The 15,047-nt window shown below is 41.8% G+C and carries 11 protein-coding genes; 9 read left to right on the top strand and 2 right to left on the bottom strand.

Features of this window, described 5'->3' with window-relative positions; all coding sequences use genetic code 11:
- The first annotated feature begins 99 nt into the window (after nt 1-99).
- The 6 genes from KMHG_RS03010 (at nt 100) to KMHG_RS02985 (ending at nt 10,866) form a co-directional block, all read left to right on the top strand.
- Nucleotides 100-1,251 carry a PDZ domain-containing protein gene (locus KMHG_RS03010; RefSeq protein ID WP_010286807.1) on the top strand — a complete coding sequence of 384 codons (1,152 nt, stop codon included), beginning with the start codon at nt 100-102 and terminating at the stop codon, nt 1,249-1,251.
- Between the two features lie 106 nt (nt 1,252-1,357).
- Complete coding sequence (locus KMHG_RS03005) at nt 1,358-1,984, top strand: TVP38/TMEM64 family protein (RefSeq protein WP_044504216.1); 627 nt, start codon at nt 1,358-1,360, stop codon at nt 1,982-1,984.
- 94 nt (nt 1,985-2,078) lie between these two features.
- Nucleotides 2,079-5,597, top strand: coding sequence for a helicase-exonuclease AddAB subunit AddB (gene addB / locus KMHG_RS03000; RefSeq protein WP_010286803.1), 3,519 nt, complete (start codon nt 2,079-2,081; stop codon nt 5,595-5,597).
- Nucleotides 5,578-9,261, top strand: coding sequence for a helicase-exonuclease AddAB subunit AddA (addA, locus tag KMHG_RS02995; RefSeq protein ID WP_010286801.1), 3,684 nt, complete (start codon nt 5,578-5,580; stop codon nt 9,259-9,261). The genes addB and addA overlap by 20 nt, the downstream gene beginning before the upstream one ends.
- A 212-nt stretch (nt 9,262-9,473) precedes the next feature.
- The gene (locus KMHG_RS02990; protein ID WP_010286799.1) at nt 9,474-10,373 is read left to right on the top strand and encodes a fumarylacetoacetate hydrolase family protein; all 900 of its coding nucleotides are present in this window, start codon (nt 9,474-9,476) and stop codon (nt 10,371-10,373) included.
- 118 nt (nt 10,374-10,491) lie between these two features.
- Entirely contained in the window at nt 10,492-10,866 is a 375-nt protein-coding gene (locus KMHG_RS02985) for a YisL family protein (protein ID WP_010286796.1), read from the top strand.
- A 30-nt stretch (nt 10,867-10,896) separates the two neighbouring features.
- Here KMHG_RS02985 and KMHG_RS02980 read toward each other — a convergent pair whose 3' ends face one another.
- Both KMHG_RS02980 and KMHG_RS02975 read right to left on the bottom strand, forming a co-directional pair.
- Nucleotides 10,897-11,754, bottom strand: coding sequence for a DegV family protein (locus KMHG_RS02980; protein ID WP_010286795.1), 858 nt, complete (start codon nt 11,752-11,754; stop codon nt 10,897-10,899).
- Between the two features lie 13 nt (nt 11,755-11,767).
- On the bottom strand, nt 11,768-12,580 hold the full coding sequence (locus KMHG_RS02975) for a Cof-type HAD-IIB family hydrolase (RefSeq protein ID WP_010286793.1): 813 nt from the start codon (nt 12,578-12,580) through the stop codon (nt 11,768-11,770).
- Nucleotides 12,581-12,713: 133 nt separating this feature from the next.
- Here KMHG_RS02975 and KMHG_RS02970 point away from each other — a divergent pair, with 133 nt between their 5' ends.
- The 3 genes from KMHG_RS02970 to KMHG_RS02960 are packed head-to-tail and all read left to right on the top strand — an operon-like array spanning nt 12,714 to nt 14,900.
- Nucleotides 12,714-13,478: a serine aminopeptidase domain-containing protein gene (locus tag KMHG_RS02970; protein WP_010286791.1), complete on the top strand. Its 765-nt coding sequence runs from the start codon at nt 12,714-12,716 to the stop codon at nt 13,476-13,478.
- A gap of 45 nt (nt 13,479-13,523) precedes the next feature.
- Complete coding sequence (locus KMHG_RS02965) at nt 13,524-13,838, top strand: metal-sulfur cluster assembly factor (RefSeq protein WP_010286788.1); 315 nt, start codon at nt 13,524-13,526, stop codon at nt 13,836-13,838.
- A 60-nt stretch (nt 13,839-13,898) separates the two neighbouring features.
- The gene (locus KMHG_RS02960; RefSeq protein WP_026021986.1) at nt 13,899-14,900 is read left to right on the top strand and encodes an NAD(P)H-dependent flavin oxidoreductase; all 1,002 of its coding nucleotides are present in this window, start codon (nt 13,899-13,901) and stop codon (nt 14,898-14,900) included.
- The last annotated feature ends 147 nt before the right edge of the window (nt 14,901-15,047 follow it).

The following is a 15,047-nucleotide window of genomic DNA, read 5'->3' as shown; positions in this document are numbered from 1 at the left end:
GAAAATGGCATGTTCGTTCGCCTAATACGACGCATTTTGTTACAATAGGAATAGTTAATAATTTACAACATAGCGAGGTGAATCATACTGGATATCGTCGTGGAAGTTTTAAAAGGTATCGGACGACTATTTATGAATCCGCTACTTTATGTAGCGATTTTATTTTGTGTACTAATTGGATATCGACGTGTGATGAGTGAGCGTCAGTCATTTAACCGCCGCATTCATTGGGGCATGTACGAAGCAGTTTACTTATTAAAAGAAGGCTGGGGTATGGCGCTCATACTGTCTGCGATTAGTTTACTTGTCGGGTTCGTTTTACCGTTACAATACATAGTGCTCGTAACGATCGTCATGATGATTTGTATCGTAACATTTTATTATCATCTGGCTTCGGTCGTTTATAGCTTCGGGGTAGCATTCATCATTTTATGGCTTACATATATGTACGATTGGTCATGGCAAGTATGGCGCTTTACGTTTGATGCAGATGTCATGCATAAGCATTTATTAATCACAGTACCGTTATTGATGAGTATTTTATTATTTGTCGAAGGACAACTCGTGAAAAAATATGCTGCTAACAATGCATCTCCTCGTTTGCAAACGACAGAGCGCGGTTTAAAAGCTGTGACGTATTTAGCGAAACGCTTATGGATTTTACCCGTATTTTTCTTAATACCAGGTAGTGCTATTCCAGATTGGGCTCCATGGTGGCCACAATTATCATTAGGTAGCGATTCGTATGGTATCGTATTATTCCCAATCGTCATGGGCTTCCAACAGCGCGCACGTAAAATGTTACCGAACGCATTTTACCCGCAAGTTGGCTTAACGATGCAACTATTGGCGCTGTTAGTGTTTATCGAAGCGATTATCGCGATTTTCTTCCCAATTATGGGCATCGCTGCAGTCGGTGTTGCAATCATCGGACGTATTTTAATTTCGATTATTTATTCTGTTCGTGAACGCAAAGGTGTCTTTGCAGTAACACCACAAAATGATGGTGTCGTTGTCGCGGCCGTTTTACCAGAATCCCCTGCAGAAGCAATGGGCATTCAAATTGGTGAAGTCATTCGTCGTGTCAATGGTATTCCGGTGAAAACGGAAGAAGAATTGTACGAAGCATTACAAATTAATGCCGCACATTGTCGTATTGAAGTACTCGATGCACAGCACGAAATCCGCATTCGTCAACATGTCATTTTCCGACATGACCATTTCCGAATCGGATTAATTGTTTTAAAATAACGTCAAAGGAGGGTACAGTATTGTACCTTCCTTTTTTATGGGCAACTTTTTAATAGTTATATCGTCCTAATATAAAAGGATAGTTCGGATGAAAGGGGATGCTTATATGCCAGCATGGCTTACGCTAGAAAATTTTCAAAGCATTGCCCATGAATACCAATTAGTTGGCATGATCATTGGCTTTTTATTAACGTATTTAGAAGCGTTTTTACCGATTTTACCACTCGCTGCGTTCGTTGTTGCGAATGCTTCGGCATATGGCTTATGGTTTGGCTTTTTATTATCGTGGGCAGGTTCTGTCACAGGGGCGTACAGTGTGTTTTGGCTCGTGAGACGATATGGTCATTGGAAAATCTTTCGCATCATTACGGAAAGAAAAGCAGTTATCAAGTTAATTCATTGGGTTGAATACCATGGATTTACACCGTTATTCGTGCTGCTTTGTTTTCCGTTTACACCGACGTCCATCGTCAATGTCGTTGCAGGTTTATCGAAGTTAAAGAAAAAACATTATTTTTTCACGATTATGGCTGCGAAAGTAATCCAACTATTTGTCATTAGTTGGATTGGGTCAGATTTACGTGCGCTCATTACACAACCATCACGTACGATTATTGTACTTGTGCTCATCGCGGCACTTTGGGGTGGCGGAAAATACGTTGAAAAAAGAATGCATCAAAAAATGGCTGATGATTTAAATAGTACTATAAAAAACAAAGACTCTTCTCAATAAGAGTCTTTTTTGCATACGAATATATGTTCGTTTTTTATGATTAATACGTGCAGAACATGTATAATAAAAGAACTACGAAATAAGGGGGATTTACATGGCTTTACGCGTAATTTCAGGTCGAACAGGTGTAGGGAAGACGCATTTCATGGAGTGTGAAGTAATGAAAGCCGTCGAAGAGGCACCACTCGGAGCGCCGATTTTCATGGTCGTGCCCGATCAAATGTCGTTCTCAAGTGAACGTGATTTAACGAAATTAGCAGGTGATGCGCGCGGTATGATTCGCGTGCAAGTAACATCGTTTAAACGACTTGCATGGCGTATTTTGCAAGAAGCAGGTGGGATTAGCCGACAAGAGCTGAACGGTTTTGGCTATCGTATGTTATTGAAACGTGTGTTAGATGAACATAAAGATGAATTAAAACTATTTACGAAAGCAGCCGATAAACGTGGCTTTACCGAAGAGATGGAGCAACTGCTTCGGGAATTAAGCCGTTATAACGTGAATGGTGAAAAAATGGCCGGTATTCAAGCCGAATTTGACCAATTAGATGCACCGCGTACGTTGCGCGATAAAGTGCACGATATTCAATTGATTCAAGCTGCTGTAGAGCAACGTCTCGGCACGACGTACGTAGATAGTGAAGGTTATTTACCACTTCTCCAACAAAAGCTCGTGGAATCAGAAATGATTCGTGAAGCATCGATTTATATCGATGGTTTCAACTCGTTTACGACCCAAGAGTTTGAACTCGTGCAAGAATTACTCGCGACGGCGAAAGATGTGACGATTGCACTGACTTATGAAAATGAATTTGATGCAGATGATGAGCAAGCATTGTTTTATGAAACTGCTTCAACAGCGCGCCGTTTAAAAGATGCCGCTTTTGCGAACGGTATTGAAGTAAAACCAGACGTGCATTTAACAGAAATGCAACGATTTAATGATGCGACATTACAGTTGATTGAATCACAATTTGACCAATTTCATCCGGTGCAGGCGACACAAGCGGATCACGTTCAAGTCGTCGCTGCGGTCAATCCACATGCGGAAATTCATGAAGTGGCCCGTCATATTCGTAAGTTGTCAAAGCAAGGCATTGCGTACAACGAAATGGCGCTCATTTATCGTCAGTCAGCACAATATGACCCGCTGCTTTCGACGATTTTCCCGCAATACGACATTCCATTTTTCTTAAGTCAGAAAAAACCGATGTTGCATCATCCACTCATTGAGTTTAGTCGCTCGATTTTAGAAAGCATTCAAACGGATTGGAAATATGAACCGATATTCCGCGCGATTAAAACGGATTTATTTTTCCCGGTGAATGCCGATCGTAAAATTTGGCGTGAGCGCGCAGACCGTCTTGAAAACTTTGTTATGGCACAAGGGATTTATGGCGATCGCTGGTTTGATGAAACGCGCTGGCTTTATAAAAAATATAAAGGGCTTGAGTTTTTCACGACGAAACAGACCGATGAAGAACGTGCTTTTCAAGCTGAAATCGAAGCGGTGCGCGCGCTCGTACGTGAGCCGTTAAAACAGTTAGCGGATGCACTTGAACGCGCAGAAACAGGCATTGACTATGCGACAGCGCTCTATACGTTTATTGATGAATTGAACATTTACGCGAAGCTCGTAGAATTGAAAGATTATGAGCACGATAAAGGAAAATTACTCGACGCAACAGAGCACGAGCAAGCATGGAATGAATGGGTGAACGTACTCGATCAATTCGTCGAAATGTTTGGTGACCAAGAACTATCGTTAGAGGAGTTTATTCACATTTTAGATGAAGGGTTGGATACGCTCGAATTTTCACGTATCCCACCAGCAATCGATGAAGTGACTGTCGTGACCGCTGATTTAGCCCGTTTAACACATATGAAAGCTGTGTTTGTTATCGGTATGAACGAAGGGGTTTACCCACAACGACTGGACAGTGAAGGACTACTAGCAGATGCAGAACGCGAATGGTTTGAAAAAACGGGGAACGAAATTGCGCCGACATCACGTGAGCGATTACTCGAAGAAAATTTAATCGTCTATAGTGCTTTGACAGTAGCGAGTGATGAATTGTTCATTAGTTATGCGATGTCCGATAGCGAAGGGAAAGCGTTACTACCATCAACGTATGTGAAAAAAATACGGGATATCGTACCGCAAATGGAAGAGCGCTACGTTTACATGAGTCCAGAACAATCGCTCGATACAGAAGACGATTGGCATTACATCGCGCATCCACGAACAGCGCTTGCTTACTTAATGGTGCAATTGCGAAAACAATATTACGATGCAGAACCGTTACCCGCATCATGGGCAGCATTAAAGGCATATTACGAAAACGATCCGTATTGGGCGGATGTGCTTGCACGTTTAATGAAACCACTCATTACGCACAATAAGGCAGAAGATTTATTGCCACAATATACGCAACAACTGTACGGCAAAGACATTATTTCAAGCGTATCGCGCATTGAGAAATATTATAGCTGTCCATTTTCTCACTTTACGACGTACGGTTTGCATTTAGAAGAACGAAAAGAATATCGTCTCGAAACGCCAACGATCGGGGATTTATTCCACGCGGCACTCAAATACATTTCTGAAAAAACAGCGGAACAACAATTGACATGGGCGCAATTATCGCCGGAACAATGTCATGCGTTATCGAAAGAAGCGGTAGAAGTCATCGTACCGATGTTGTATCACAAAATTTTATTAAGTACCGCACGTTATCGTTACATTATGCGCAAGCTAACGCAAATTGTTGAACGAACGATGCTATCGCTGACGAGTCATGCACGTGTGACAGGCTTTAAACCGATTGCGATTGAAGCGGCATTCGGTCCAGGCCAAGCGGATATGTTACCACCACTCGTGATTCAATTAGACGATGAACATCAATTGAAAATGCGAGGTCGTATTGACCGTATTGACGCAACTGAAATTAATGATAAACCGTACATTCGTGTCATCGACTACAAATCGTCATCGCAAAAACTTGATTTGAATGATGTATATCATGGTTTGTCGCTGCAAATGTTGACGTATTTAGACGTAGCGATGACCAATTCAAGCGAATGGTTGCCACTGCATGCCGAAGCGGGTGGCGTTTTATACATTCACGTCCACAATCCGATGTTAAAAGCGGATACGCTCATGACGCCAGATGCGTACGAAGAAGAAGTGCTGAAAGACTTTAAAATGAAAGGACTACTGCTCGATAATCGCGACGTTATCGTCGAGATGGACGAAACGCTTGCCGAAGCAGGTGGTCGCTCGCATATCGTTCCAGCTTATTTGAAAAAAGATGGCTCGACGTCTGCGAGTTGGAGCTCGGTCATTAATGAAAAAGATATGGCCGATTTACAAAAGTTTGTCCGTCACAAACATAAAGAAGCGGGCCAAGGCATTTTAAAAGGTGATACGTCGATTAGCCCGTACCGCATGAAGCAAAAAACGGCATGTGAATATTGCTCATACAAATCGGTTTGTCAGTTCGACGTGAACGATGCGCATCAACAATTCCGCGCGTTACCGATTGATAAACCAGAAAAAGTGATTGAAAAAATTCGTAAGGAGGCAGCTATAGATGCCGAACATACCGATTAAACCACAAGAAGTAACATGGACAGATGAACAGTGGCAAGCGATTTGGGCGAAAGGGCAAGATACGCTCGTATCAGCGGCTGCCGGTTCAGGGAAAACGGCGGTGCTCATTGAACGTTTGATTCAAAAAGTAATCGATGAAACGAATCCGATGAACGTCGATGAATTGCTCGTCGTGACGTTTACGAACGCATCTGCTGCGGAAATGCGCCAACGAATGGCCGCAGCACTTGAAAAAGCGGTCAAAAACAATCCGGAATCTCAACATTTACGCCGTCAATTAACATTGATTAACAAAGCGCAAATTTCAACGCTCCATTCATTTTGTTTAAATATCGTGCGTCAATATGCGTATTTATTAAATATTGACCCCGGGTTCCGTATTGCGAATGAAAATGAAGCAGCGTTATTAAAAGACGATACGATGGCAGAAGTGCTTGAAGCGGCCTATGATGTTGCGGACCCGTCTGCGATGTATCGTTTAGTTGATGCGTTCACATCAGACCGTAACGACCAAGATATCGAAGTGTTGATTGAAAAATTGTATGAAATGGCACGTGTGAATCCACAGCCGTTTAAATGGCTTGATGCATTACCAGAGCGTTACAACATGGAAGATGTCGAGCGCATTGATGATTTATCGATCATTCAATCGATTCGCCAAACGATGTCTCATAGCGTCGATGAAGCGATAGCACTCATTTTAGAAATGCGTGCATTAGCGCTCATGCCGGACGGACCAGACGCATACGGTGAAACGGCAGAGATGGATTTAACGGTGTTATACGAAGCGCGCGCGTTCATTAATGAGCGTAGTTGGCAAGAAGCGTATGAATTTTTCAGCACGTTCAAATGGGGAAAACTAAAGTCGCAAAAAAAGGGGACGTGCGATGAATCGTTACTCGATCGTGCAAAAGCGAAACGAAACGATGCGAAAAAAGTGTTAGCCGATGCGACGGAGCAATTTTTCAGCCGTCACCCAGATCGCTTGCTTGAAGAAATGCAGCATATGTATCCACTCATGCAAACGCTCGTTGAATTAGCGAAGCAATTTAGTATGCGTTATAGTGCGGCAAAAGCAGAAAAAGGCATCGTCGACTTTTCAGATTTAGAGCATTTTGCGTTAGCGATTTTAACGACTGATGAAGATGGCGAAGTTGTACCTTCTGACGTAGCGAAAGATTATCAAGCACGTTTTAAAGAAGTGCTTGTCGATGAGTACCAAGATACGAACCGATTGCAAGAGACGATTTTACAGCTCGTGAAATCAGGTACGGAAGCAGACGGCAACTTATTTATGGTTGGTGATACGAAGCAATCGATTTATCGTTTCCGCCTCGCAGAACCAGCGCTATTTTTAGGAAAGTATCGTGACTTTACGACGACGGGGGACGCTGGTGGTTTAAAAATTGATTTAAATGCGAACTTCCGTAGCCGTCGGGAAGTGCTCGATGGTACGAACTACATTTTTAAACAAATTATGACCGAAGAAGTCGGCGAAATTGATTATGACGACGCGGCGGCGTTAAAACCACGTGCGCCGTATCCGACACTCGACATGCCGGTGACCGTATCGGTATTACATGCGCCAGAATTGGAAGAAGAGGCGGATACACCAGAGCTTGAAGCGGAAGAAGAAATGAAAAAATCGCAACTAGAAGCACGCTACATTATTCGCCAAATTCAACAGTTAATGAATACCGGTGCACAAGTGTATGATGCATACGAAAAAGATGCGGCGGGCAATCCGGTAAAACGCGATTTAGAATATCGCGATATCGTCATTTTAATGCGTTCAATGACGTGGTCAAATGACTTCGTTGAAGAGTTTAAATTAGCAGGTATTCCGTTATATGCTGAATTATCAGCAGGTTACTTTGAAGAACTTGAAGTGATGATTATGATGAATACGTTGCGTATTATCGATAACCCATATCAAGATATCCCTCTCGCTTCTGTATTGCGCGCACCGTTCGTCGGCATGACGGAAAATGATTTAGCGGCAATTCGTTTAGCGGAACCGAAAGGCGCGTTTTACGATGCGTTGAAAACATTTGTGTTACGTGAACGAAGCGGTCTTCATGCGAAAACGGCTGAAAAATTACAACGCTTCTTACTGCAATTTGATGATTGGCGTGATTTAGCGCGTCGTGGGTCTTTAGCTGAATTAATTTGGCAAGTGTATATGGATACGAACTATTATGAAATGGCTGGGGCCATGTCGAACGGCAAACAACGCCAGGCGAATTTACGCGCATTGTATGACCGCGCTGTCGCTTATGAAAAAACGGCTTTCCGTGGATTGTTCCGTTTCCTTCGTTTCGTCGATCGCATTCGTTTACGTGGTGAAGATTTAGGTACAGCGAAGGCGATTAGCCAATCGGAAAATGTCGTCCGTTTAATGACGATTCACGCGTCTAAAGGATTAGAGTTTCCGTACGTCTTTGTGGCAGGTCTCGGTCGCTCATTTAACAAAATGGATTTCCATTTACCGTATTTATTCGACCAAGATTTCGGTCTTGCTGTTAAAATGATTGACCCAGAAAAACGTCTGCAATATACGTCGTTACCATTTTTAGCGGTTAAAGAGAAAAAGCTATTAGAAATGAAATCGGAAGAAATGCGTATTTTATACGTGGCGATGACGCGTGCGAAAGAAAAGCTTTATTTAGTCGGCCATGTGAAAGATTGGGAAACGACGCAAGTGCGCTGGCAAGAAATGTTGCATCTTTCGTTAGATGAACCATTACCACCGTACGTACGTCGAACGGCAAATAGCTATTTCGACTGGATCGGTCCAGCAGTCGCTCGTCATGCCGATTATCAAACGCAATTGTCACTTCCACTGGCAGCACGAAAAGATGAACCATCGCGCTTTGACATTCAAATTGTTGATGTGACGCAATTCCAAGCTGCTGACATAACAGAAGAGGCGACAGATGTACCGCAAACGGTAGTGGAACAACCATTGTTAACGCGTATTACGGAAACGTTTGATACACCGTATCCGTACAAAAATCGTTTACACAAACGTTCGAAAGCGTCGGTGAGTGAATTAAAACGTTTGCAAACGTTAGCGCAACAAGAGCTGCCTGAAATTTTTAATGATACGAAGGCATCGTCACAACGTGTCGCGACACGCCCGCGCTTTATGCAACAACGTACGATGACTGCAGCAGAAGCAGGAACAGCGATGCATACGGTGATGCAACATGCGCCACAGCAAGGATTTAAAACGATTGCAGAAGTCGCATCGTTCGTTGAAAAACTTGTCGATAAAGAGTTGTTAACGCCATCTGAAGGGAAAACAGTTTACTATAAAAATGTTTTATCGTTCTTTGATACGAATATCGGCCACGTATTCCAACAAGCGAAATCACTTCATCGTGAATTGCCATTTACGTATCGTCGCGCAGACGAAGACGGCGACGATCAAATCGTTCAAGGGATTATCGACTGTTTAATAGAGACGACAGACGGTGAGTGGATTTTACTAGATTACAAAACGGACCACCTACAGCACGTAGAAGACCCAGAAAGTGTATTACGCGACCGTTATGCCGTACAGCTCGATATTTATACGGAAGCAATCGAACATATTTTAAGTATTCGCATTGCACAAAAAGTCATTTATGCGTTTGATATAGCGAAAACAGTGGTACTGTAAATTATTATTGTAAAATCATGATTGTAAACTTGGCCTATCGTGCACGTTTGCATCATGTTTTGTAAATCAAAACATTCACAACCGATCATTTTTTAATGGCATTTCTTTGAATTATGCATAAATTCATAACTTACTGAAAAATTATGTGAAAATTGAGGAAATTGTTTGAAAAATGATGTATGATGGAAAAAAAAGAAGGAGTGCTACTATTCATGAAAATTTTATCATTTCGCTATAACGATGTTGTTAGCTTCGGACCGAAAGTAAAAAAAGAGGAAGCCGTTTGGGACGTGCTAGCAATCCAAGAACAACTACAAGTATTACCATCATTCGCTAAAACAATTGTTGAAGGTATGACATTTGGCTTCGAATTCGTAGAAGCTGCCCGTAAACTTGTTGAAGCAGCCGAAAAATCAGAAAATCCAGCTGATTTCAAACGTACATTTACTGAAATTGAATGGTTAGCACCGATTCCACGTACGACAAAAAATATTATTTGTGTCGGTAAAAACTACAGCGAGCACGTAGCTGAAATGGGTGGAGAAGCACCAGAAGATATCGTCGTGTTCACGAAAGCCCCAACAGCAATCGCTGCAGATGAACAAACTTTATCAGTACACGCAGACGTAACAGATTCATATGATTATGAAGGTGAACTTGCTGTTGTCATCGGTAAAAAAGGTAAAAACATTCCGAAAGCGTTAGTATTCGACTACGTATTCGGTTATACAATTGCCAACGATTTAACAGCGCGTAACTTACAAGCTAAACATAAACAATACTTCTTAGGAAAATCTTTAGACGGTTCTTGCCCAATGGGTCCATACCTTGTGACAAAAGATGAAATTCCTGATCCACAAAACTTAACAATCGTTACGAAAGTCAATGACGAAGTACGTCAAAATAGTACGACTGCACAAATGACACATTCAGTTGCAGATTTAATTGTTGAAATTTCAAACCTTGTCACATTAGAACCAGGGGATGTTATTTTAACAGGTACGCCAGCGGGTGTTGGTAAAGGCATGAATCCACCACAATTTTTAAAAGCAGGCGATACAGTGAAAGTGTCAATTGAAGGTATCGGTACACTAGCTAACTACTTCGAATAATTGTCTAATTTTAGGCAAAAGCCTCGCAAATACATATTTGCGGGGCTTTTATCAGTTGTGAAGTTGAAATGGCTTTGATACGATAAGAGCGAACAAAATTTTTTGAGGGGGTACTTTGATGGACATGTTATCAAGTACAACGCACTTGCATATTACAGCTTGGGCGATTGGCATTATTTTATTTTTCGTCGCGTATTTTATGAATCCGGCAGCGAAAGGCCGTAAAATTACACATATGATTTTACGTCTATTCTATTTAATCATTATCGCATCAGGTTTATTCTTATTTATTGGTAATCATCAACTAAGTGAGATGGGTTATGGTATTAAACTTATTTTAGGTGTAGTTGTCATTGCAATGATGGAAATGGCATTAGTGAAAACAGCTAAAGGTCAAAATGGTAAAGGCTTCTTTATCGGTTTTATCGTTGTTTTCATCGCTACATTCTTATTAGGTAGCTACTTACCACTAGGTATGACATTTTTACGCTAAAAAAACACTCCCGTCACGGGAGTGTTTTTATTATGCGCCAAATTGTTTGTTTAAGAAGAAAATGGCAATAACGCCAGGACCTGTATGACTCGCGATTGTGGAACCAACGATTTCGATTTGAACCGCTTTCGGGTGGAAAGCATCGACAATCATACGTTTCATTTCATTCGCAGCATCCATATCATCACCGTGTGAAATACCGATCACTTGGTCTGATAAGTTTTCGCCACGTTCAGCCATTACTTCAATGATGCGTTTGAACACTTTTTTACGTCCACGTAATTTTTCAATCGGAACGAGTTTACCATCTTCCATATGCATTAACGGTTTAATGCTTAATAGACCACCGATAAATGCGCTCGCTTTTGACACGCGTCCGCCTTTTGCTAAGAAGTCTAAATCTTCTACTGTGAATAAATGTTCCATATGTTCTGCTTGGAATTTCGCACGTTTGACGATTTCTTCAAAATTGAAGTTTTCATCACGTAAACGGACAACTTCCTCAACGACTAAACCAAGGCCAAGTGATGCACATTTTGAGTCGATAATTTCAAGTTGTAAATTTGGATATTCTTCTTTTACTTGTTCGCGAAGCATCATTGCTGTTGAATACGTACCTGATAGACCAGAAGAAAAGGCAATATAAATACCTTGTTCACCTGATTTTGCAAGATCTGTGAACGCTTCTATAAATGCTTCAGGAGACACTTGAGATGTTTTTGGACGATTACCATTACGAATCTCATTATAAATTTCGAATGGATCAATACCGATGACATCGGCATATTCCTTTCCATCGATTTCCACACGTAGTGGGAATAAGTGTACATCATGCTCTGCGTAATATGCTTTTGGTAAATCACAAGCACTATCTGTAAAAATTTTCATATATAATTACCTCCTATAATTTCAGCTGAAGACGATCAACTAATAGGGCAGCAATACCGTCATCGTTATTACTGTCAGTTATTTCGTTTGCTATATGTTTTAATTGCGGAATCGCGTTACCCATTGCAACACCGACTCCCGCATAATCAATCATTTCTAAATCATTATCTTCATCGCCAAATGCAATAATACGTTCGCTTGGAATGCCAAGTTCACGTGAGACGTGGGCCACACCTTTTGCTTTATGAACACCATTGCGAACGATTTCAATGACATGCCATGGGTCTCCCCACCGACGATGATCGATCAAATCTGCTTTCGTATCCGCTAAATGTTGACGAATCAACGCAACTTGTTGTTCTTTCGCTTGCAGTAAAATACTCGTCGGTGACGTTTTTAATGTCTGAATAAGTGGACCTGTCGTGACTTTTGGATTGCCACTACTTGAAATGTCGAGTAATTGATCATCGTGACGTTGAATATATACATCGTCCATCACTTCAGCAAGCACGTTATCTAATTCAAACGGTGCTAGTGAATCGACGATATCATGAACCATATTCAGTGCGATGGGCGAATGTGTCGCCGCAAAAGCACGCGATTTTGGGTGATGGACATATGCACCATTGAAGTTCACGATTGGTGTCGAAAGGTCTAATGCCTCGTAATACAATTTACTCGCACGAAATGGGCGACCAGTGGCAATCATTACTTCATGACCTTGACGGCGCGCCTCTGCTAATACAGCTTTTGTATGAACAGAGATCGTTTTTTCATCGGTTAATAGCGTACCATCTAAGTCTAACACAATTAAATGAGGGTTCATAAGTTTTTACCCCTTTCTGTACGTTCAGCTAGTGCTAACGAAATAAGTTTACTTTTTCTTTTGTCCTACGTCAAAATTTTGTCTCATATTCGCATTTTTGTTACGATAAAAGGAGAATAGGAGTGATGGCGCAATGAAAATAGATAACGAAACGTGGGGAAATATCCCTTTACTACATGTATACGACGAGCAACATGCGACAAAAGATACGCCTATCGTCATTTTTGTACACGGTTTCCAAAGTGCAAAAGAGCATAATTTACACTATGCATACAATTTAGTGGCACAAGGTATGCGCGTGCTATTGCCAGATGCGATTTTACACGGTGAACGTTCAGAAGGATTAAGTACCGTTGAAATGAGTATGCGCTTTTGGGAAATGGTACTAACGAATATTCAAGAAGTAAAATATTTATATGATAGTTTACGCGAAAAAGGGTACACAGGTCGCTTCGGTTTAGCGGGGACATCGATGGGTGGTATTACGACACTCGGTTGCTTAAAGGTGTATGACTGGATTGAAGCGGCTGCGGTTTATATGGGCACAGCTACATACGTGAAACTTGCACAAGGGCAGCTTGCACAAATCGAAGCACAAGGGTTCGATTTAAAGATGTCAGATGATGAAATGCAAAAATTGATGACGACGTTAGAAGCATTTGATTTAAGTAAAACGCCAGAACATTTGAACAATCGTCCCATTTACTTCTGGCATGGCGCAAAAGACCAGACTGTACCATTTAAATTAGCGCACGATACATTCGTCGAAAAGTTCGAACCATTATATGTAGAAACACCGGAACGCATTCGTTTTGATATTGCAAAACATGAAGGTCATAAAGTAAACCGTAGCGGTATGCTTGCCGGAGTTGCTTGGCTTGCACAGTATTTACGTTAATTGTATGATAGAAATAAGTATGATATAGAGAGGAGCAACTTTCTCATGGCAATTGAAGCAGATATGAAAGAAAGCATTCTAGGCGCATTAGAAAACGTTATCGACCCAGAGCTTGGTATCGACATTGTTAACTTAGGTCTAGTTTATGAAATTGATATGAATGACGAAGGCGTAGCGATGATCACAATGACGCTAACATCTATGGGCTGTCCATTAGGTCCAATCATCGTGGATCAAATTCGCACAGCATTATTTGATCTTCCAGAAGTGAAAGACGTAGATGTTAACATCGTGTGGAATCCACCTTGGTCTAAAGAAAATATGTCACGTTATGCAAAAATGGCGTTAGGCGTACGCTAAATGCTTGATGAGCTGCTCTTTGAGGGCAGCTTTTTTTATATGAAGAAAGGGGAAGGTGACATGCGAACAATTATTCAAGCACCGATGGCAGGTGGCAATGCAACGCCCGCATTGGCACATGCCGTATCAGAAGCAGGGGGACTCGGCTTTTTAGCAGGGGGCTATAAAACGACAGAAGCATTAAAAGAAGAAATTCATTCATTAAGGACGCTCGGAACGACGACATTTGGGGTAAACTTGTTCGTCCCACAAGCACCGAACGAACGGACGACAGCGATCGAAGCACATATAACAGCACTGACAGAAGAAGCGACGTTATTAGGGGAACAAGTAGGTACATACGTTTTTTCTGATGATGAATGGACAGAAAAAGTACAATTACTCATAGATGAACGCGTACCGGTCGTCAGTTTTACATTTGCTTTACCGTCTACACAAGTGATTGATGCATGCAAACGTGCTAATATGTACACAATTCAGACGGTGACGACATTAGTAGAAGCAAAACAAGCAGTGGCACAGGGGATAGATGCTATCTGTCTTCAAGGGATTGAAGCAGGTGGGCACCGCGCCGCTTTTGATGATGCTGATACAGGAGACGTATTGCCACTTCCACAACTCGTTGCACAATTTGCAGCAGTGCTCGATGTGCCGATTATTGCAGCGGGCGGCATAATGAATGGTCAAATGATTCGCGATGTACTCGATGCGGGTGCAACGGCGGCACAACTCGGGACGGCGTTTTTATGTTGTCCGGAAAGTGGGACAAAACCGACACACATTAAAGCGTTGACGAGTGGCGTATTTACCGAAACGATGCTGACGCGTGCTTATACGGGAAGAATCGCACGCGGCCTTGCAAACGATTTTATGAAGCGTCATCAGGAAGCACCACAAGCTTATCCAGAAATGCATTACGTATCACAATCACTTCGTAAAAAAGCGGCTGCGCTCGATCGACCAGACATATTGGCAATGTGGGCAGGTGTCAATTTTGAACAAATCCGAATGATGCCTGCTGGAGAACTCGTCCAGTTATTGATGAAAGAGGCATGCTTATAATAGAACATAGAATCGCTTAGCGGTTCTATTTTTTTGCGCTGACATATTCCTGACCTATTTGCATCATATACTCCTATTTGTAAGCAATAACAGTGGACGTTATACATGAAACATAGGAGGAAATGATATGAACTTTTTAAAACGTGC

The sequence above is a fragment of the Kurthia massiliensis genome, assembly GCF_000285555.1.
GTDB lineage: Bacteria > Bacillota > Bacilli > Bacillales_A > Planococcaceae > Kurthia > Kurthia massiliensis.
Note: the sequence above shows the minus strand (reverse complement) of the source record. Positions and strands in the feature narration are given on the sequence as shown.

What these genes read in the sequence shown, in the direction of transcription:
- KMHG_RS02960 (WP_026021986.1), top strand. Translation starts at nt 13,899, where the DNA reads ATGCGAACAATTATTCAAGCACCGATGGCAGGTGGCAATGCAACGCCC.
- KMHG_RS02990 (WP_010286799.1), top strand. Translation starts at nt 9,474, where the DNA reads ATGAAAATTTTATCATTTCGCTATAACGATGTTGTTAGCTTCGGACCG.
- KMHG_RS02975 (WP_010286793.1), bottom strand. Translation starts at nt 12,580, where the DNA reads ATGAACCCTCATTTAATTGTGTTAGACTTAGATGGTACGCTATTAACC.
- addA (WP_010286801.1), top strand. Translation starts at nt 5,578, where the DNA reads ATGCCGAACATACCGATTAAACCACAAGAAGTAACATGGACAGATGAA.
- KMHG_RS02985 (WP_010286796.1), top strand. Translation starts at nt 10,492, where the DNA reads ATGGACATGTTATCAAGTACAACGCACTTGCATATTACAGCTTGGGCG.
- KMHG_RS02965 (WP_010286788.1), top strand. Translation starts at nt 13,524, where the DNA reads ATGGCAATTGAAGCAGATATGAAAGAAAGCATTCTAGGCGCATTAGAA.
- KMHG_RS02980 (WP_010286795.1), bottom strand. Translation starts at nt 11,754, where the DNA reads ATGAAAATTTTTACAGATAGTGCTTGTGATTTACCAAAAGCATATTAC.
- KMHG_RS03005 (WP_044504216.1), top strand. Translation starts at nt 1,358, where the DNA reads ATGCCAGCATGGCTTACGCTAGAAAATTTTCAAAGCATTGCCCATGAA.
- addB (WP_010286803.1), top strand. Translation starts at nt 2,079, where the DNA reads ATGGCTTTACGCGTAATTTCAGGTCGAACAGGTGTAGGGAAGACGCAT.
- KMHG_RS02970 (WP_010286791.1), top strand. Translation starts at nt 12,714, where the DNA reads ATGAAAATAGATAACGAAACGTGGGGAAATATCCCTTTACTACATGTA.